The 19080-nt window shown below is 67.8% G+C and carries 18 protein-coding genes; 12 read left to right on the top strand and 6 right to left on the bottom strand.

All coding sequences use genetic code 11. From position 1 onward, the window contains the following. Positions 1–138 precede the first annotated feature (138 nt). Both rimO and IB223_RS09465 read left to right on the top strand, forming a co-directional pair. On the top strand, positions 139–1500 hold the full coding sequence (gene rimO, locus IB223_RS09470) for a 30S ribosomal protein S12 methylthiotransferase RimO (protein WP_192201440.1): 1362 nt from the start codon (positions 139–141) through the stop codon (positions 1498–1500). Continuing rightward, positions 1497–2324: a DUF3025 domain-containing protein gene (locus IB223_RS09465; protein WP_192201439.1), complete on the top strand. Its 828-nt coding sequence runs from the start codon at positions 1497–1499 to the stop codon at positions 2322–2324. Before rimO ends, IB223_RS09465 begins: the two co-directional genes overlap by 4 nt. A gap of 3 nt (positions 2325–2327) precedes the next feature. On the opposite strand, the gene greB is transcribed toward IB223_RS09465, so the two are convergent. The 3 genes from greB to IB223_RS09450 are packed head-to-tail and all read right to left on the bottom strand — an operon-like array spanning position 2328 to position 4744. Continuing rightward, positions 2328–2831: a transcription elongation factor GreB gene (gene greB, locus IB223_RS09460; protein ID WP_192201438.1), complete on the bottom strand. Its 504-nt coding sequence runs from the start codon at positions 2829–2831 to the stop codon at positions 2328–2330. Between the two features lies 1 nt (position 2832). Next, complete coding sequence (locus IB223_RS09455; RefSeq protein ID WP_192201437.1) at positions 2833–3231, bottom strand: copper resistance protein NlpE N-terminal domain-containing protein; 399 nt, start codon at positions 3229–3231, stop codon at positions 2833–2835. 10 nt (positions 3232–3241) lie between these two features. Then, positions 3242–4744: a helicase HerA-like domain-containing protein gene (locus tag IB223_RS09450; RefSeq protein ID WP_192201436.1), complete on the bottom strand. Its 1503-nt coding sequence runs from the start codon at positions 4742–4744 to the stop codon at positions 3242–3244. 135 nt (positions 4745–4879) lie between these two features. Here IB223_RS09450 and IB223_RS09445 point away from each other — a divergent pair, with 135 nt between their 5' ends. Further along, positions 4880–6460: a transglycosylase SLT domain-containing protein gene (locus tag IB223_RS09445; protein WP_192201435.1), complete on the top strand. Its 1581-nt coding sequence runs from the start codon at positions 4880–4882 to the stop codon at positions 6458–6460. A 561-nt stretch (positions 6461–7021) separates the two neighbouring features. Next, on the top strand, positions 7022–7423 hold the full coding sequence (locus tag IB223_RS09440; protein WP_225591053.1) for a glutaredoxin family protein: 402 nt from the start codon (positions 7022–7024) through the stop codon (positions 7421–7423). Between the two features lie 79 nt (positions 7424–7502). Here the strand turns inward: IB223_RS09440 and asd are convergent, their stop codons facing one another. Continuing rightward, positions 7503–8348 carry an archaetidylserine decarboxylase gene (gene asd, locus IB223_RS09435; protein WP_192201433.1) on the bottom strand — a complete coding sequence of 282 codons (846 nt, stop codon included), beginning with the start codon at positions 8346–8348 and terminating at the stop codon, positions 7503–7505. After that, on the bottom strand, positions 8345–8998 hold the full coding sequence (locus IB223_RS09430; RefSeq protein ID WP_192201432.1) for an SCO family protein: 654 nt from the start codon (positions 8996–8998) through the stop codon (positions 8345–8347). The genes asd and IB223_RS09430 overlap by 4 nt, the downstream gene beginning before the upstream one ends. Positions 8999–9136: 138 nt before the next feature. Between IB223_RS09430 and prmB the strand changes: the two genes are divergently transcribed. The 7 genes from prmB to IB223_RS09395 all read left to right on the top strand — a co-directional run bounded on the left by prmB (position 9137) and on the right by IB223_RS09395 (position 16806). Continuing rightward, complete coding sequence (gene prmB, locus IB223_RS09425; RefSeq protein ID WP_192201431.1) at positions 9137–10066, top strand: 50S ribosomal protein L3 N(5)-glutamine methyltransferase; 930 nt, start codon at positions 9137–9139, stop codon at positions 10064–10066. 139 nt (positions 10067–10205) lie between these two features. Next, positions 10206–11309, top strand: a complete 1104-nt coding sequence (gene aroC / locus IB223_RS09420) for a chorismate synthase (protein ID WP_192201430.1) — start codon at positions 10206–10208, stop codon at positions 11307–11309. Continuing rightward, on the top strand, positions 11302–12342 hold the full coding sequence (locus tag IB223_RS09415; RefSeq protein WP_192201429.1) for a D-glycerate dehydrogenase: 1041 nt from the start codon (positions 11302–11304) through the stop codon (positions 12340–12342). Before aroC ends, IB223_RS09415 begins: the two co-directional genes overlap by 8 nt. Positions 12343–12418: 76 nt before the next feature. Further along, positions 12419–13444 (top strand): aspartate-semialdehyde dehydrogenase, encoded by a 1026-nt coding sequence (locus IB223_RS09410; protein WP_192201428.1) that lies wholly within the window; start codon positions 12419–12421, stop codon positions 13442–13444. A 38-nt stretch (positions 13445–13482) separates the two neighbouring features. Continuing rightward, the gene (locus IB223_RS09405; RefSeq protein WP_343227183.1) at positions 13483–15213 is read left to right on the top strand and encodes a FimV/HubP family polar landmark protein; all 1731 of its coding nucleotides are present in this window, start codon (positions 13483–13485) and stop codon (positions 15211–15213) included. Between the two features lie 15 nt (positions 15214–15228). After that, positions 15229–16047, top strand: coding sequence for a tRNA pseudouridine(38-40) synthase TruA (gene truA, locus IB223_RS09400; protein WP_192201427.1), 819 nt, complete (start codon positions 15229–15231; stop codon positions 16045–16047). 120 nt (positions 16048–16167) lie between these two features. Continuing rightward, positions 16168–16806 (top strand): phosphoribosylanthranilate isomerase, encoded by a 639-nt coding sequence (locus IB223_RS09395; protein ID WP_192201426.1) that lies wholly within the window; start codon positions 16168–16170, stop codon positions 16804–16806. Positions 16807–16809: 3 nt separating this feature from the next. Here IB223_RS09395 and IB223_RS09390 read toward each other — a convergent pair whose 3' ends face one another. Further along, a complete protein-coding gene (locus IB223_RS09390) occupies positions 16810–17691 on the bottom strand; it encodes a LysR family transcriptional regulator (protein WP_192201425.1) in 882 nt (293 codons plus the stop codon). Positions 17692–17788: 97 nt separating this feature from the next. On the opposite strand from IB223_RS09390, the gene trpB reads away from it, so the two are divergent. Next, positions 17789–19000: a tryptophan synthase subunit beta gene (gene trpB, locus IB223_RS09385; protein ID WP_192202367.1), complete on the top strand. Its 1212-nt coding sequence runs from the start codon at positions 17789–17791 to the stop codon at positions 18998–19000. Positions 19001–19080: the final 80 nt, after the last annotated feature.

The following is a 19080-nucleotide window of genomic DNA, read 5'->3' as shown; positions in this document are numbered from 1 at the left end:
CTCCGCTCGTGAGGAACGGGACAGTGTAGGGCGCGCGCGGCAGGGCTGTGTGCCGGGGCTGGCTGAACGCTCCAGCCCTGGCCGCCCGTGGCCGGAGGCTATAATCCGCGCCCCGTACATGCCGCCGCCGTACTCCCCATGTCCCTGCAGAACCCCAAGGTGGGCTTCGTCAGCCTCGGCTGCCCGAAGGCCCTGGTCGACTCCGAACGCATCCTCACCCAGCTTCGTGTGGAGGGATACGACATCGTGCCGACCTATGACGCAGCCGACGTGGTGGTGGTCAACACCTGCGGCTTCATCGACTCCGCCGTGGCCGAATCGCTTGACGCCATCGGCGAGGCGATGAACCAGAACGGCAAAGTCATCGTCACCGGCTGCCTGGGCAAGCGCCCGGAGCAGATCCGCGAGCAGTACCCCGATGTGCTGGCGATCAGCGGCCCGCAGGACTACCAGAGCGTCATGGAAGCACTGCATGCGGCGCTGCCGCCCAAGCACGACCCCTTTGTCGACCTGGTGCCGGACTACGGCATCAAGCTGACGCCGCGGCACTACGCCTACCTGAAGATCTCCGAAGGCTGCAACCACCGCTGCAGTTTCTGCATCATCCCGTCGATGCGCGGCGACCTGGTGTCGCGTCCCGTCGACGACGTGCTGCGCGAAGCCGAGCGCCTGGTGCGAGGCGGCGTGAAGGAACTGCTGGTGGTGTCGCAGGACACGTCGGCCTATGGCGTGGACGTGAAGTACGCCGAGCGCGAATGGCGCGGCAAGGCGTACCAGACGCGCATGAAGGCACTGTGCGAAGGACTGGGCGAACTCGATGCCTGGGTACGCCTGCACTACGTCTATCCCTATCCGCACGTGGACGACGTTGTCCCGCTGATGGCCGAAGGCAAGGTGCTGCCGTACCTGGACATCCCGTTCCAGCATGCCAGCCCGCGCATCCTCAAGCTGATGAAGCGCCCCGGCGCCGTCGACAAGACACTGGAGCGGGTGAAGCGCTGGCGTTCCATCTGCCCCGACATCACCCTGCGCTCCACCTTCATCGTCGGTTTCCCGGGCGAGACGGACCAGGAATTCGAGGAACTGCTGCAGTTCCTCGACGAAGCGCAATTGGACCGCGTCGGCGCATTCGCCTATTCGCCGGTCGAAGGCGCCGCCGCGAACCTGCTGCCGGATCCGGTTCCGGAAGAAATCAAGCAGGAGCGCCTGGCGCGCTTCATGCAGAAGCAGGCGGAGATCTCCGCCGCGCGTCTTGAAGCCAAGATCGGCACCGTGCAGCAGTGCCTGGTGGACCTGATCGAGGACGATATCGCCGTGGCGCGCTCGAAGGCCGATGCGCCGGAGATCGACGGCCTGGTGCACATCCAGAATGGCGGCGAGCTGGGTTTGCGCGTCGGCCAGTTCGTCGACGTCGAGATCACCGAGAGCGACGAACACGACCTGATCGGTGATGCCATCGCCGGAACGGCGGGCACGCCGCTCGATCTCAAAGTGCTGTGACCGCGCCAGCGACAGGAGCACACGCGGGCAATGGCCGGCGTCGTTTTGTCGCACCCTTGCGTGAGCAGGTGGATGCCACGTGTTTCCGGCATCCCTTGTTTGGCGGGTATGGCGAGCACCTGGACCTGATGACGGCCACGCGATGGCCGGATATCGAAGCCCTCAATGCGCGAATGCCGCCGTCGGGGCATCGCTTCGTGATGCAGGACGCGGCCTTGCTCGCCGACGGGCTGCACTACGAAGCACGCATCGCACAGGGACGCATCGCCACGCGCGCCGAGAACTGGCACGACCTGTTCAATGCCATGGTCTGGATGCGTCACCGGGCCCTCAAGCACGCCCTCAACCAGCAGCAGTGCCGACATATCGCACGAATGGGGACACGTGAGCGCAGTCCTGCCCAGCAGGCGCTGACCCAGTTCGATGAAGCCGGCGTCATCGTGCAGGTGCGCGAAGCGGCGCTGCTCGATCTGTGGGACCGACACGACTGGGCGTCGCTGTTCCATGCGAATGCCGGGCGCTGGCGCAGCGGCGACATCGTGGTGGCTGCCGTGGTGGGGCATGCGCTGATGGAGCAGATGCTGGTCCCGGGGCGCCTGCTGGTCGGCAAGTGCCTGGTGGTGCTGGGCGATCCGGTCGACGGTGTCGCGCGCGTGGCCGATGCGATTTCAGCCGGTGCGATCCTCGTCACTCCGGCGGAGCTGCGGCCCCTGCCGTTGGCCGGTATCCCGGGGTGGCACTCGGGACAGAGTGAAACGTTCTATGCGCAGGGCGACTACTTCCGGCCGTTGCGGAATGGTCGCGTCTATCCGCGACCGCTGTGAGGATCAGCCCACGTAGCTGACATCCACCAGCACGAAGTGGGTGATGCCGGCGGGTAGCTCCACGGCGAACTCGTCATCGACACGCTTCTTCAGCAGTGCGCGTGCCAGCGGCGAGTCGATGCTGATCCAGCCGAGGGTCGCGTCGGTCTCGTCGGGTCCGACGATGCGGTAGCGCGAGACTTCACCGCTGGCGAGGTTCTCCAGCTCGATGGTGGCGCCGAAAAACACGGCTTCCGGATCGCTGGGTGCGGTGTCGACCACGCGCAGCGCTTCCAGCCGCTTGCTCAGGTAGCGCACGCGACGGTCGATCTCGCCGAGCTGCTTCTTCCGGTACGTGTACTCCGCATTCTCCGAGCGGTCGCCCTCGGCGGCGGCGGCGGCGAGCGCCTTCACCACCTCAGGGCGCCTGATGCGCCACAGATCGTCCAGTTCCGCTTTCAGGCGGTCGTGGCCTTCGCGAGTGATCAGGGCGGTGCTTTTCTCGCCCGGCGGGCGCCAGCGCGACACGTCAGCGATCCCCGGCGGTGTCCGCGCGCCGCAGCGTGCGTCCGCGCGGATCGTCGACCGGTTCGATGCAGCTGCCTGCGGTCAGTGCCAGCAGGTCGTCGTCATGGATGGCGAATTCCTGCGTCGGCTGATCATCGTCCGGCGTGAGCTGCACGCAGGTGCCGTTCCAGGTCACCGACCAGCGGCCGGCATGTGTCGGCGCAGCCTGCAGGTCGTCCTGGCAATGCGCCTGAAGGGTGTAGCGCCCGTCGGCGCGCAGGTCCAGCAGCACGTTCTGCGTCACGCAGCCGGTGGACGGCAGGCTGCCGAAGAACGGACCGGCGAAGGTCGCGGGTGTGGGGTTGGCGGCCGAAGCCGCCAGCGACATGGCGATGCCTGGCAGGGCGAAAAGCCACTTCATGCGCATGCGATCAGCGGCGCCCGCCGAAGATGCTGCCCAGGATGCCGCGCACGATCTGGTTGCCCAGCTTGGTGCCGATGGTGCGGGTGGTCTGCTTGGCCATCGTCTCGATCATCCCCTGGCGGCGCTTGGTGCCGAACACCGCATCCTTCACCGTCTGGCCGAAACCGCCGGCATCCGGATCGTCCTGCTCGGTCTTCGCGGCGGGCGCATTCGCGGTTTCCATCGCCGATTCCGCACGCTTGGCCAGCATCTCGGCGGCGGATTCGCGATCGATGGCGGTGTCGTACTTGCCGCCCACCGGACTGCCGTTGCGCACCTGCTGCCGCTCGCTCTCGTTGATCGCCCCCATGCGGCAGCGGGGTGGCGACACCATCGTCTGCTGCACCGGAGACGGAATACCCTTGTCCTGCAGCGTGGACACCAGCGCTTCGCCGGTGCCCAGCTTGGAGATGGCCTGGGCCACGTCCAGCTTCGGGTTCGGCACGAATGTTTCCGCCGCCGTCTTGACCGCCTTCTGGTCGCGCGGGGTGAAGGCACGCAATGCATGCTGCACGCGGTTGCCCAGCTGGCCCAGGATGTTGTCCGGCACGTCGTCGGGAAACTGCGAGCAGAAGTACACGCCCACGCCCTTCGAGCGGATCAGGCGTACGACCTGTTCGATGCGCTGCTGCAGGGCGGCGGGAGCATCGTCGAACAGCAGATGTGCCTCATCGAAGACGAACACCAGCTTGGGCTTGTCCAGGTCGCCGACTTCCGGCAGCGTCTCGAACAGCTCCGACAGCAGCCACAGCAGGAAGCTGGAATACAGCCGCGGCTTCATGATCAGCTGGTCCGCGGCCAGGATGCCGATCACGCCGCGGCCGTCGGTGTTCGTGCGCATCAGGTCGGCCAGTTCCAGCGCCGGCTCGCCGAAGAACATCTCGCCGCCTTCCTGTTCCAGACGCAGCAGGGCGCGCTGGATCGCGCCCACCGACTGCGTGCTGACCAGGCCGTAACTGGTGGAGATGTCCTTGCGCTCGGCGGCAACCAGGCCCAGCAGCGCACGCAGGTCTTCCAGGTCGAGCAGCAACAGGCCGCGGTCGTCGGCCAGTTTGAACACGATGTCCAGCACGCCGCTCTGGGTGTCGTTCAGTTCCAGGATGCGCGAGAGCAGCGTGGGACCCATCTCGCTGACCGTGGTGCGGACAGGGTGGCCCAGCTTGCCGTACAGGTCCCAGAAAATGACCGGGTTTGCACCGGGGGTGTAATCGGCGATGCCGATGTCCTTCGCGCGCTGCATGACGCGCTCGCTGCCGTCGCCGGCAGCGGCCAGACCGGCCACATCGCCCTTCACGTCGGCCATGAACACGGGTACACCCATGCGCGAGAAGCCTTCGGCCAGCGTCATCAGCGTGACCGTCTTGCCCGTGCCTGTCGCGCCGGCCACCAGACCGTGCCGGTTGCCGAACTTCGGTTGCAGCGTGACCGGAATGTCGTCCGTGACGCCCTTGCCCAGCAGGATGGGATCCATGTTCAACCTCGCGTGATGATGCCCGGATTCTAGCGGCTGGATGCGGCATCCGGGGAAACGTTCCATGACCTACGACCTTGCCCGGGGCGCACGGCGGGGGCTACCCTCCCGACTCACACTCTGGATGCTCACCTGATGTCGTTTGCGGTTCCTTCCTGTCTGCGCTATTGGCCCATTGCGGCCGCCCTTTCCCTGCTGCTGGTCTCGCCTGTGTCACTGGCCCAACGGGTGTCCGCGCGTGACCGCGCTGCCGCCGACGCGCTTGAACAACGCATGGCGGCCGCGGAAAAGCGTTACCGCGATGGCCTGGTGCTGGTCGCCAACAGCGATCCGCGTGGCGCCAGCGAGAGCGATGCGGCGCTGGAGGACATGGAAGACGTGCTGGATGCCTGCATCAAGCAGCGCGGCTGCCAGGTGCCCACCTTGCTGGCAACGTACAAGCGCCTGCTCAAGGGCAACGCCGATGCACAGGGTGAAGATGATGCGAGCGAGGGCGATGCGATCGATGCGCTGGACGACGGTACCGACCACGCCATTCCGGCGGGCACGCCGGTGCCGGAGACGGCCCGCACCACGGCGTTGCTCAACGATCAGCGGCACGCGTTCGATCGCATGGTGGAGTACAACCCGGCGGTCCAGGCCGGCATCCGCCGTTGGCTGACCGACATGCGCCCGGCGTTGATCGACAGCTACGAGAACTACCAGAACATGCGTTCGGACCTGTATCCCGCGTGGGAGCGTAGTGGTCTGCCGGAGGCCTTGCTGTTCGGCATCATGGCCAAGGAGTCGAACGGCCGCGTGCATTCGACTTCGCGCGCGGGCGCGGCGGGCCCGATGCAGTTCATGTTCCACACCGGTGCTCGCTTCGGACTCGGCCGCGATGCGAGCGGCTTCGATACGCGCTACGACCCGTATGCGTCCGGCCAGGCCAGTGCGGAATACATGAACGAGCGCATGCGCGGCCTCAACAACAACATCGAACTGGCGCTCGCGGCCTACAACGGCGGTGAAGGCCGGGCGGCCCGCGTCTATCGCGAGAACAGCGGCCTGGGTTTCTGGGACGACGTGGTCTACAGCCAGTTCCCCGGCGAGACGCGCGACTACGTGCCGATGGTGATCGCGGCGGCGTGGCTGTTCCTGCACCCGCGCCAGTATGGCCTCGAGTTCCCGAGGGTCAACGCGCAGCCGGCACCGCTCAAGCTGGCGCGCGACGCATCCATCTACGAACTGACCATCTGCCTGGGCAATGGCGGCACGCGCGAGGGTTACATGCGCACGCTGCGCAACCTCAATCCGCGCTACCAGCCGGAAAGCTGGATCCCGGCCGGCACCACCTTGAAGGCCAATACACGCATCGTCGGCCTCTACAATCGCCATTGCGTCAGCGGCCCGCGCGCCGAACTGGCCCGCACGCTGGTCAATGCGGATCCCGCCGCCGCGATCCGGCGCACGCGACTGACAGGCAGTGTTGCGGTGGGCGACGTGACGCCGGTGGCGGGCGTACCGACCACGGTCGCCACCGGTGAACCCAAGCCGGCGGAACCCAAGAAAGAGCAGGCGCGCGAGTACCGCGTCGCCAAGGGCGATACGCTGGGCAGGATCTCGCAGCGCTTCCAGTGCGATCTGAAAAAGCTGGCGCGCGCGAACAGCCTGAAGGCGCCGGCGTATGCCGTGCGACCGGGGCAGGAATTGACGCTGGAGAGTTGCAGGAAGTAATCCCGGGTTCCGATGACCCTGGCGGCAGGCGACACCCATTCGGGTGTCGGCGAAGCATCGGGTCGTGTATCTCGCGGATTGTCTGTTCCCGTGCGTGCGTCTTTCGCGTCACTGCTCCTTCCCGATGCGTAAACGCCTGTATGTAAATGGATGAACCGATCGCGACAGCGTGCGGGTGCCACGTGGCGCCTGTGAAATGTGCGCCTGCGCGCATTCGCGGGTGAGGGGCAGGAGTACACATGCACTGCTGACTCGTCAGCGCACCCTTCACAAGGAGATAGTCATGTCTATCAAGACGTTCCTGCTTTCGTCTGCATGCGCGGCCGCATTGGTGCTCGGGTTCTCATTCACGTCGAAAGCAGACGATCCGTGTACCGAATGCTGGCTGGCATGCGATCAGTCCTACAGGATCTGCATGCAGGGCGGGCAATACACGCCCGCCCAGTGTCGGACCAGCCTGAACACATGTCGATTCATCACCTGCGGTAACTGCGAAGTCCCCTGATCCGGCAGCGACACGCCGCGGGGATGGCCCCGCGGCGTACGGAGGTGCATGTGAAAATGAAAAAAATGCTTCCACTCGCGGTGGTCGCGGCGGCCCTTCTGGTGGGACTGGGTGCGGGGCGCGTCTACAGCGCCCACAAACTTGCGAAATCGAATGATCTCGTGGTCACGCGTGGCGACTACGACCTCTATCTCGTGCGCCCTGACCAGGTCGCGTTCTATTCCCTGCAAGCCTGTGGCGGCTGCGAAAAGACTCGCCGATTGCTGCGGGAGCTGGGGGTGGACTACGTGGAGCGGCCTGCCGACACATCGATGGTGCATCGCCAGGAGTTGCACCGGCTCGATGCGAAGCGCGTCCCTGTCATCGTGACGGCGGGCTACAAGCTGGAGGGGTACGACCGGGACAGGACGATCGCGCTGCTGGAAGAGCAGGGATACCTTCGCTCCGGGAGTCGCTGACGGAGCGGAGGGATGTCCGACGTCCGGCGGCGAGGCGGCGATCAGCAGGCGCGCGTCGCAACACGGTCGGCTTCCGCCATCAGGCGGTCAGACGTGCCAGTGCCTGTCCAAGACGCACGGGCGATTCCGCCTTCAGTTCCGGGGCAAGTTCCGCTACCCCCGGCGGCAACAGCACGATCACCGTCGAGCCGTAATTGAACCGCGCCATCTCGGCGAAGCGCTCCAGCGTGACGCCCTTGCCGCGGCAGTCCTTGCGCGTGATCGCGCTGCCGTAGGCGGGGATTTCCTCGCCGCTCCACACTGTCTCCACGCCGGAGACGAGCAGCGCGCCGACCATCACCGACACCATCGGACCGAAATCGGTGTCGAAGTGGCAGACCAGGCGCTCGTTGCGCGCGAACAGGCGCGGCACGTTGGCCACCGCATCGGTGCCCACGCTGAAGAGACGGCCGGGGACATGCACCGTCTCGCGCAGCGTGCCGGTCCACGGCATGTGCACACGGTGGTAGTCGCGCGGCGACAGGTAGACGGTGGCGAACAGACCGTTGCGGAACGGTTCCGCGGCTGCCGCATCGCCCAGCAGTTCGGCGGCGGTGAACGACTGGCCCTTGGCCTGGAAGATGCGGCCGTCCTCGATAGGACCGCACTGGCTGATATGGCCGTCGGCCGGCATCAGCAGCGCGCGCGGATCGGCGTCGGCGACGCGCGCACCGGGCTTCAGCGCGCGGGTGAAGAAGGCGTTGAAGCTGGGGTAGGAACGCGGATCCGGATTCGCGGCCTCATCGAGGTCGACGTTGAACTTCTTGGTCACCGTATCGATCAGCCAGCGGCTGGTGCCCGGCGAGGTGGAATACGCCAGCCGCCGCGCCAGCGAGGAGAGGAAGCGATGCGGCAGGACGTAGGTCAGCGAAGTCAGCAGGCTCATTTCGCCGACGCCTCGGTCAGCGCACGCATGTCCGCGGCGATCGCCTTCGGCTGGAACGGCGGGCGGATCAGGCCGGCCAGGCGTCCCTGCGGGTCCAGCACGCCGATCGCGGAGGAGTGGTCCATGCTGTAGTCGTTCGGATTCTGCTCGAACCCGTCACCGGGCACTTTCATGAAGACGAAGCCCAGCGACTTGGCGAAGTTCTCCAGCGTCGGCACGTCGGCCGTAGCCGCCATCGTGTCGGGATGGAAGGCATGCGCGTACTCGCCGATGCGGGTGGGCGTGTCGCGTTCCGGGTCCACGGAGACGAACAGCACGCGCGGGCGGGTGGAATCGGGCAGGTCCTTCCACTGGGCCTGTGCCTGGGCCAGTTCGGCCAGCGTGGTCGGGCAGACATCCGGGCAGAAGGTGAAGCCCAGGAATACCAGCGTCCAATGGCCTTTCAGCTCGCCGTCGGCCAGCTGGGTGCCGTCAGACTGGCGCAGCGAAAAGGGTGGCAGCGGGCGCGCCTGCGGGAACAGGGTCACCGTCTGCGTGGCCGGCCATGGCGTGGCGGGCGTGACGGGGCCGAAGAACTTCTGTGCGGCCAGCAGGCCCAGGCCGGCGGCGAGCGCCAGGACGAGGATGAGGCCGATCTTCTTGTTGAACATGCAGTGGGATTCCCACGAGGAGGAGGGCACGGCCGGCGGGCCGGAGCCGCATGGGCGCGGCATGAAGGCCGCCATGATACCGGGGCAGCCCCTATAATCGGCGGCCTTCGCCGTCCCGGCGTCTTCACAAGCCTTGCCATGACCGCCGACGTCGCCGCAGAACTGCATACGATCATCGACCTGATCCGCTACGGCGCCAGCCGTTTCAACGCCGCCGGCCTGACCTTCGGCCACAGCTACGACAATGCGCTGGACGAAGCCTCGCACCTGGTGCTGCACACCCTGCACCTGCCACCCGATCTCGGCCCAGCCTATGGCCAGGCACGGCTGACGACGGCGGAGAAAGCGAAGATCCTGGGGCTGTTCGAGCGCCGCGTGGATGAGCGCGTTCCGGTGGCCTACCTGACCGGTGAAGCCTGGTTCGCGGGCCTGAGCTTCAAGAGCGATGCGCGTGCACTGGTGCCGCGTTCACCGATCGCCGAGCTGATCGAATCGGGCTTCGAGCCCTGGCTGGGCGGCCGCGAAGTGAATCGCGCGCTGGACCTGTGCACGGGCTCGGGCTGCATCGCCATCGCGATGGGCCACTACAACCCGGACTGGCAGGTCGACGGCGTCGACATCAGCGACGACGCGCTGGCCCTGTCGGCCGAGAACAAGGCGCGCCTGCATGCCGACAACGTGCACTTCATCAAGTCCGACCTGTTCGGTGGCCTGACCGGCCGCCACTACGACCTGATCGTCACCAATCCGCCCTACGTCACCAACGACGAGACCGATGCGCTGCCGAAGGAATACTCCTACGAGCCGGAACTCGGCCTGCGGGCAGGCGACGACGGCCTGGACCTGGTGCTGAAGATCCTGCGCGATGCGCCGCTGCACCTCAGCCAGGACGGCCTGCTGATCTGCGAAGTCGGCGAGTCCGAGCGTGCGCTGGTGAAGCTGCTGCCCGACGTCGAGTTCGCCTGGATCGAATTCAAGGTGGGGCAGATGGGCATCTTCGCCGTCGAATGCGCGGAGCTGATCCGCCACAGCGCGCGCATCACCGCGCTCGCCGCCACGCGAAAATAACGCGCCCCGGATCCCGCGGCGCCTGCGCAGCGGTTGCGCCTGCAACCGTCGCGGCTGGCGTTGGCGCACTGCACAATAGGGCGGCCGGTATGCGATGCTTCAACGCCCGGCACCGGTGGTTCCATCCGCGGAGCGGCGCTTGAGCAGCAACAGTTTCGGAAAACTCCTCACGGTCACCACGTTCGGCGAATCGCACGGGCCGGCCATCGGCTGCGTGATCGACGGCTGCCCGCCGGGGCTGGAGATCGCGCCGGAGGAATTCCGCCACGACCTGGAACGCCGCGCCACCGGCAAGTCGCGGCACACCTCCGCGCGCCGCGAGGCCGATGAGGTCGAGATCCTCAGCGGCGTCTACGAAGGCCGCACCACCGGCACGCCGATCGCGTTGCTGATCCGCAACACCGACCAGCGCAGCAAGGACTATGCGGACATCGCGCGGCAGTTCCGTCCGGGCCATGCCGACTACACCTACTGGCAGAAGTACGGCATCCGCGACCCGCGCGGCGGCGGGCGCTCGTCCGCGCGCGAAACCACCATGCGCGTGGCCGCCGGCGTGATCGCGAAGAAGTGGCTGCTGCAGCGCTTCGGCGTCAGCGTGCGCGGCTACCTGTCGCAACTCGGGCCGATCACACCCGACGGTTTCGACTGGAGCGCGGTGGAAGACAATCCGTTCTTCTGGCCCTGTGCCGGGCAGGTGCCGGCGCTGGAAACCTATATGGACGCGCTGCGCAAATCGGGCGACTCCATCGGTGCGCGCGTCAACGTCGTCGCCGACGGCGTGCCGGCCGGCTGGGGTGAGCCGATCTACGGCAAGCTCGACGGCGACCTGGCAGCCGCATTGATGAGCATCAACGCCGTGAAGGGCGTGGAGATCGGCGACGGCTTCGCGGCGGTCACCCAGAAGGGCACCGAGCATCGCGATCTGATGACGCCGGCGGGCTTCCTGTCCAACCATGCGGGCGGCATTCTCGGCGGCATATCGACCGGCCAGCAGGTAACGGCCTCGATCGTGCTGAAGCCCACCTCCAGCCTGCGCCTGCCGGGTGCCACGGTGGACGTGGACGGCAACACGGTGGACGTCATCACCACCGGCCGCCATGACCCGTGCGTCGGCATCCGCGCCACGCCGATCGCCGAGGCGATGATGGCGCTGGTGCTGATGGACCAGGCGCTGCGCCACCGCGCGCAATGCGGCGACGTGGGTGACGTGCCGCCGCACGTTCCCGGCGGCGTCGATGGCTGAGCTGCGGCCGCGCGTCTGGGTGTCGCAGCCGCTGTTCGACGACATCGTCGGACGGCTTGCCGCGCACTTCGACGTGCGTTCGACGGCGGAAGTCACCGAGTACACGCCGCAGGCCATCGCCGCGGCATTGCGCGACAGCGCGGGTGCGCTGGTGACGCTGAACGAACGCATCGGCCTCCGGGAAATCGCCGATGCGCCGCAGTTGCGGGCCATCGCCAACGTCGGCGTGGGCTACAACAACCTTGACGTCGATGCGCTGACACGGGCGGGCATCGTCGCGACCAATACCCCGGACGTCTTGACCGAGACGACGGCCGATTTCGGCTTCGCGCTGCTGATGGCGACCGCGCGACGCATCACCGAGGCCGAGCGCTGGCTGCGAGACGGGCAGTGGCAGCAGTGGTCGTTCGGTACGCTGCTCGGCGCCGACCTGCATGGCAGCACGCTGGGCATCGTCGGCATGGGGCGCATCGGGCAGGGCATCGCACGGCGTGCGCGCGGCTTCGACATGCGCGTGCTGTACCACAACCGCAGTCGCTTGCCGCAGGCGATCGAGCAGGAGTGTGGTGCGGCCTACGCCGGCCTCGACGACCTGCTCGCACGGGCCGACCACGTGATGCTGGTGTTGCCGTACTCGCCGCAGGCACACCATCTGGTCGACGCGTCGGCGCTGGCGAAGATGAAGCCGACGGCCACGCTGGTCAACATCGCGCGAGGCGGCATCGTCGATGAGGTGGCACTGGCCGACGCGCTGGCCAGCGGCCGGCTGGCCGCCGCAGGGCTGGATGTCTACGAAGGCGAACCGGCCGTGCGCCCGGAGCTGCTGGCGCTGCGCAACGTGGTGCTGACCCCGCACATCGCCAGCGCCAGCCTGGCCACGCGTCGCGCGATGGTCTCGCTGGCGGTGGACAACCTGATCGCCGCGCTCGGTGAAGGTCCGGACGCGGGCAATCCGCCGACGCCGATCAATCCCGATGCGCTGGCCGTTGCCGGCACCACCAAAACCACCATCGCCAAACGACAGGGAGCCTGAGGCACGCCCGCAGGTTCCCCGAGCACAGCCAACACGTGTCTGCTGTCTTCATTCCCTTCTTCGCGAAAACCCATCCATGAGCAACCAGAACCGAACCTTCAACGTCGCCGTCGTGGGCGCCACCGGCGCCGTCGGCGAAACCATGTTGTCCATCCTGGCCGAACGCAACTTCCCTCTCGGCAAGCTCGTCGCACTGGCCTCGGAGCGTTCCGCCGGCAGCACCGTCGAGTTCAACGGCGAGAAGATCACCGTGCAGGACCTGGCCACCTTCGATCCCGCCGGCATCGACATCGCGCTGTTCTCCGCAGGCGGCGGCATTTCCAAGGAGTTCGCGCCGAAGTTCGCCGCGGCCGGTGCCGTGGTCATCGACAATTCCTCGGCATTCCGCTACGACGCCGACATCCCGCTGGTCGTCAGCGAGGTGAATCCGGAGCAGGTGCAGAACCGTCCGCGCGGCATCATCGCCAACCCGAACTGCTCGACCATGCAGATGCTGGTGGCACTGGCCCCGATCCATCGCAAGTACGGCATCGAGCGCATCAACGTGGCGACTTACCAGTCGGTGTCCGGTGCCGGCCGTTCGGCGCTGGAAGAGCTTGGCCGCCAGACCGGCGCGCTGCTCAACTTCCAGGACCCGGATCCGCAGCGCTTCCCGGTGCAGATCGCCTTCAACCTGATCCCGCATATCGACGAGTTCCTCGACAACGGGTTCACCAAGGAAGAGATGAAGCTGGTCTGGGAGACGCGCAAGATCCTCGGCGACGACAGCATCCAGGTGAATCCCACGGCGGTGCGCGTGCCGGTGTTCTACGGGCACTCCGAAGCCGTGGCCATCGAGACCCGCGACAAGATCACCGCCGCCGAGGCGCGCGCGCTGCTGGAGGCCGCCCCGGGCATCGAAGTCGTCGATGACCGCGCACCTGGCGGCTATCCCACGCCCGTCACCCACGCCTCCGGCACCGACGCCGTCTACGTGGGCCGCATCCGCGAGGACATCTCGCATCCGCGCGGGCTGAACCTGTGGATCGTGTCCGACAACATCCGCAAGGGCGCTGCCCTGAATGCCGTGCAGGTGGCGGAACTGGTGGCGAAAAACGGCTGAGCGGCTATAGTCGTGGCCGGGAAACATGGGGAAGGGCCGTGAAACCGAAGCACAGACCTCGGGCGGCAAGACTCCTGCTGGCCGGCATGATCGGGCTGGGGCTCGCGTTGCTGAGCAACGTGGCCCTCGCGCTCGGCCTGGGGGAGATCAAGGTCAAATCGCAGCCCGGCCAGCCTCTGCTGGCCGAGATTCCGATCATTTCCAGCGAGCCCGGCGAGCTGGAGCAGCTGAGCGCGCGCCTGGCGTCGCCGGTGACGTTCGAGCGCGTGGGCCTGCCGCGGCCACAGGGCCTGGTCAATGAACTGGATTTCACCGTCGCGCTGGATGAGGCGGGGCGCCCGGTGGTGCGCGTCACCAGCCGCACGCCGGTCGACGTGCCGGCAGTCAACTTCCTGATCGAGGTCGATTGGGGACAAGGCCGGCTGGTCCGCGAATACTCCGCGCTCGTGAGTGCGCCAGGAACGCTGGCGGCTGCCGAGCAGCCGGTGATCGACGCGCCCTTGGCGGCGCCCTCGGACACCATCAGCCGACCGGTCGAGCCGGTCGTGGTGGCGACGCCGGAACCTCCGCCAGCGGCGCAACCGGCTGCCGAGGCGCCGGTGCGTGCGGCGCCGGAGCCCGTCGCCACCGCCGCGCCCGCGACCGCGCCGCAGGTTTCCCCGGGCGACACGCTGGCGCCGGTGCGCAGGGGCCAGTCGCTGTCGCAGATCGCGGCGCCACTGGCGCGCGAGCAGGGCTACACCCTGGACCAGGCGATGGTGGCACTGCTGCGCGCCAATCCCGACGCCTTCATCAATGGCAACGTCAACCTGCTCAAGCAGGGCGCGGTGCTGCGCGTGCCCGAAACGGCCGAGGCACAGACGATCCTGGAAAGCGAAGCGGCGGCGCTGGTGCGCAGCCAGATCGCCGAGTGGCGGCGCGCGCGCGCGCCGATTCCGCAGCCCGCGGCCGTGGTCGAACCGATGGCGCCTGCTCCGGCGTCTGCGACGCCCACGCCCCAGGTGGCGGAAGCGCGCCTGGAAATTGCGCCCGCGGCGACGGGCACGTCGGGTTCTGGAACGCAGTCCGGCCTCAACGCCGGTGGTGAGGGCGAGATGTTGGCGAACGAGCAGTTGCAGCAATCGAAGGAAGACCTGGCCGCGCGCGAAGCAGAAGTGCAGGAACTGCGCTCGCAGGTCGCGGACCTGGAGAAGCTCAAGGCGCAGCAGGAAAAACTGCTGGCCATGAAGGACAGTGATCTCGCCGCCGCCCAGCAGCGGTTGGCGCAGAGCAATGGCAGTGATGGCGGCGTACCGGTGTGGGCGTGGGCGGGCTTCGGCCTGCTGTTCGCAGGCGCGCTGGCATGGGGCTTCGCACAGCGTCGCAAGCGCCTGTCGCCAGCGCCGGCACCGCGTAGCGGCGTGTTCGGCGAGGCGCCGGCCGTCAGCCGCGCCGCCGAACTCGCGGCGGGAATGCCGACCGCTCCGGTGGAGGACCCCGCGCCCAGCCCGACGCTGCAACCCGTGATCGTGCCGGCGGCTGCGCCGTCCAGGCCGGCGGCGAAGCCGGCACCGGTCGCGGCCGGTCCCACGTGGCATTCCGGCGGTGCGCCCGCCGCCGTCGCGACGCCTGCCCCGGCACCCGTGGGCCGCGAGCGGCTGGAACTGGCGGTGGCCTACCTTGACCTGGGCGATGTGGTCACGGCGCGCGACCTGTTGAACGAAGTCGCCGCCGGCGGCGACACCGCCGCCCGCGATGAAGCGCTGCAGTTGCTGCGCGAGATCGGATGACCGGGTGATGCGCTGATGCGTTACGCGCTGGGCGTCGAATACGACGGCGGCGGATTCCTGGGCTGGCAGCGGCTGAGCAAGTCCGGCACGCCGGACGACACCACCACCATCCAGGCGGCGCTGGAGGGCGCACTGTCGTCGGTGGCCAATGCCCAGGTGAATACCATCTGCGCCGGCCGCACCGACGCGGGCGTGCATGCGCAATGCCAGGTGGTGCACTTCGACAGCGATGCCGCACGCGACCCGCGAGGCTGGCTGCTCGGCACGACGGCGCGGCTGCCGCCTGCGGTGTGTGTGCGCTGGTGCCAGCCGGTGGCGGAGGAATTCCACGCACGTTTTTCCGCACGCGCGCGCCGCTACCGCTATACGCTCGTGAACCGGTTGGCGCGCCCCGCGCTGGAACGCCAGTACCTCAGCTGGGAACGGATGCCGCTGGACGACGGCGCGATGCATCGCGCCGCGCAGGTACTGCTGGGTGAAAACGACTTCAGCGCGTTCCGTACCGTCCACTGCCAGTCCCCGCATGCGATGCGCAACCTGCATGCGATTTCGGTCACGCGCCAGGGCGAGCGTGTCGTGGTGGACGTACAGGCCAACGCCTTCCTGCACCACATGGTGCGCAACATCGTCGGCTCCTTGCTGGTGGTGGGGCGCGGCGAACGGCCCGAAGGCTGGATCGCGGAACTGCTGGCCGGGCGCGACCGCACGGTGGCCGGCCCGACGGCACCTCCGGACGGGCTGGTCTTCGTCAGTCCGCTGTATCCGCCCCAGTGGAAGATGCCTGCGGAAGTGACGTTGCAGGAAGTACCGGGCAGCTCCGTCATCGCCCTGTAGCAGCGCCCTTCCGCGCGACGCTGGTGTACCGGATCGCGGTAAGCGCCGCACCCGGGCGTGCCCCCACTGAACCTGCCGAAGCGGCTACGCTTCTCCCTCGCCTGATCGCCTGCGCCCACCATGCACACCCGCATCAAGTTCTGTGGCCTCACCCGCGCCGAGGATGTCCGCCTCGCCATCGAACTGGGCGTGGACTACCTGGGGCTGGTGTTCGCGCCGCGCAGTCCGCGCCACCTGCTGCTGGGCCAGGCACGCATGCTGCGCGAGCTGGTGCCGGAAGAGATCGCGGTCGTCGCCCTGGTGATGGATAACCCACGGGGTGAAGTGGAGCAGATCGTCGAGTCGCTGCAGCCGGATGTGTTGCAGTTCCACGGTGCCGAGGACGATGCCTTCGCCGTGTCGTTTGGTCTGCCTTTCTGGAAGGCGATCGCGATGGGCGGGCAGGGCGATGGCGCTTTCGCGACCCTCGCGGCGTATCCCGGCGCGCAGGGGTTCCTGTTCGACGGTCATGCCGCGGGGGAGCAGGGCGGCAGTGGCCAGCGCTTCGACTGGCGGCGCATGCCGGTTGCCACCGACAAGCCGTTCCTGCTGGCGGGCGGCCTGTCGCCGGAGAACGTGGGGCTGGCGTTGCGCACGGCACGTCCTTGGGGCGTGGATGTGTCCAGCGGCATCGAGGCGAGCCCCGGCATCAAGGACGCCGACAGGATGCGGCGCTTCGTTGACGCGGTGCGCGTGGCGGACGCCCGACCTTCGCCGTAGGCGCTACGCGAGTTCCGCGCGCAGCCAGTCGGCCAGCGCTGCGATGCGAGGATCAGGATTGCCGCGTGCGCTGCACAGCGCCCACTCGCCCCCGGTGTCGACGAAACCCCAGGGCGCCACCAGGCGGCCGCTGTCGAGATCGGACTGCACCAGTTCGCGTGGCGCGATAGCGACGCCCAGGCCCGCGATGGCGGCCTCCAGCAGATAGGTGAGGTGGTCGAAGCCGGTGCCCAGGCGCGGCGCGTCCGGCAGTTGCCGGGAGGCGAACCAGTGCGGCCACGCCTGCGGTCGCGAAACGGTATGCAGGAGGGGCTCGTCCCGCAATGCCGATGGCAGGGCATCACGCAGCGCCGCGAAGCGCGCGTGGTGTGGGCTGAGCACGGGACCGATCTGTTCGGGCGCCAGCGTCCGCACCTGCCATGCCGAAGGCCATGGCGCCTCGCCCAGCAGCAGGGCCGCGTCCAGGCCGGCCGTTGCCAGATCGATTCCGCCTTCCTGTGCGGACAGGTGCAGCGTCAGGTCCGGCAGGTCGGTCGCCAGCCGTTCCAGCCGGGGGATCACCCAGCGCGCAAGCAGGCTGCCGGGACAGCCCAGCACCAACGCGGCCGGTCTTCGTTCGCGCTGCAACGCGCCCCAGCCGGCCTGCAGGCTGGTGAACGCGTCGCCGGCCAGGTCGCGCAGGCGCTGCCCATCGGCCGTCAGCGCGAGGCCTCGCCCTTCACGGACGAACAGCGGCCGGCCCAGCGCGTCCTCCAGTGTGCGGATATGGCGACTGATCGCGCCGTGGGTGACATGCAGTTCGCTGGCCGCCCGGCTGAGGCTGCCCAGGCGGGCGGCGACCTCGAAGGCTCGCAGGGCATTGAGGGGCGGCAGGGAACGTGACATTGCGTGAGTTTAAGTCACGGATCGATGATATTTCATCGTTTTTCCGGTGATGACCTGTGCGCTAGAGTGACAGCCCGTGAAGACTGTCCTGCCGCCCATGCCCGCTCCCGCCGACTACCACGCTTACCCTGATGCCGCCGGCCATTTCGGTCGCCACGGAGGCCGCTTCGTCGCCGAGACCCTGATGGGGCCGCTGCAGGAGCTGGCGGCCGCCTATGACGCCGCGCGGATCGATCCGGCCTTCATCGCTGCCTTCGACAAGGACCTCAAGCACTACGTCGGCCGCCCCAGTCCGATCTACCACGCCGAGCGCCTGAGCCGGGAAGTGGGCGGTGCGCAGATCCTGCTCAAGCGCGAAGACCTGAACCACACCGGCGCGCACAAGATCAACAACACCATCGGGCAGGCCCTGCTGGCCAGCCGGATGGGCAAGAAGCGGATCATCGCCGAGACCGGTGCCGGCCAGCACGGCGTGGCCAGCGCCACCGTCGCCACCCGTCTGGGCCTGGAATGCGTGGTGTACATGGGCGCGACCGACATCGAGCGCCAGAAGATCAACGTCTACCGGATGAAGCTGCTCGGCGCGACCGTGGTGCCGGTGACCAGCGGCTCGGCCACGCTGAAGGATGCACTGAACGAAGCGATGCGCGACTGGGTGACCAACGTGCACGACACCTTCTACATCATCGGCACCGTCGCCGGCCCGGATCCGTATCCGCGCATGGTGCGCGACTTCAATGCGGTCGTCGGCCGCGAGGCGAGGGCGCAGATGCTGGCCGACTACGGCCGCCTGCCGGACGCGATCACCGCCTGCGTCGGCGGCGGCAGCAACGCGATCGGCCTGTTCCATGCCTTCCTCAACGATTCGGGCGTGCGCATCGTCGGTGCGGAAGCGGCTGGCGACGGCATCGAAACCGGGCGCCACGCGTCGTCGCTGTCGGCGGGCCGCATCGGCGTGCTGCACGGCAACCGCACCTACGTGATCTGCGACGACGACGGGCAGATCATCGAAACGCACTCCATCTCCGCCGGCCTGGATTACCCGGGCGTCGGACCCGAGCACGCCTTCCTGAAGGATAGCGGGCGCGCGGAGTACGTCGGTGTCACCGACGAGGAAGCGCTTGCCGCGTTCCATCGCCTGACCCGCACCGAGGGCATCCTGCCCGCGCTGGAATCCAGCCACGCCGTCGCGCAGGCGATCAAGCTGGCACGCGACCTGCCGAAGGACCAGCTGGTGCTGTGCAATCTGTCCGGCCGTGGCGACAAGGATGTGCACACCATCGCGGCGCGCGAGGGCATCACCCTGTAACCCTGCAGGAGGGGCTTCAGCCCCGACCGTGGATTCCGAAAGAGGTCGGGGCTGAAGCCCCTCCTGCAACGGCCGACCCA

The organism is Pseudoxanthomonas sp. PXM03 (genome assembly GCF_014852005.1).
Classification (GTDB): Bacteria; Pseudomonadota; Gammaproteobacteria; order Xanthomonadales; family Xanthomonadaceae; genus Pseudoxanthomonas_A.
This window is presented reverse-complemented; position numbering and strand designations above follow the sequence as displayed.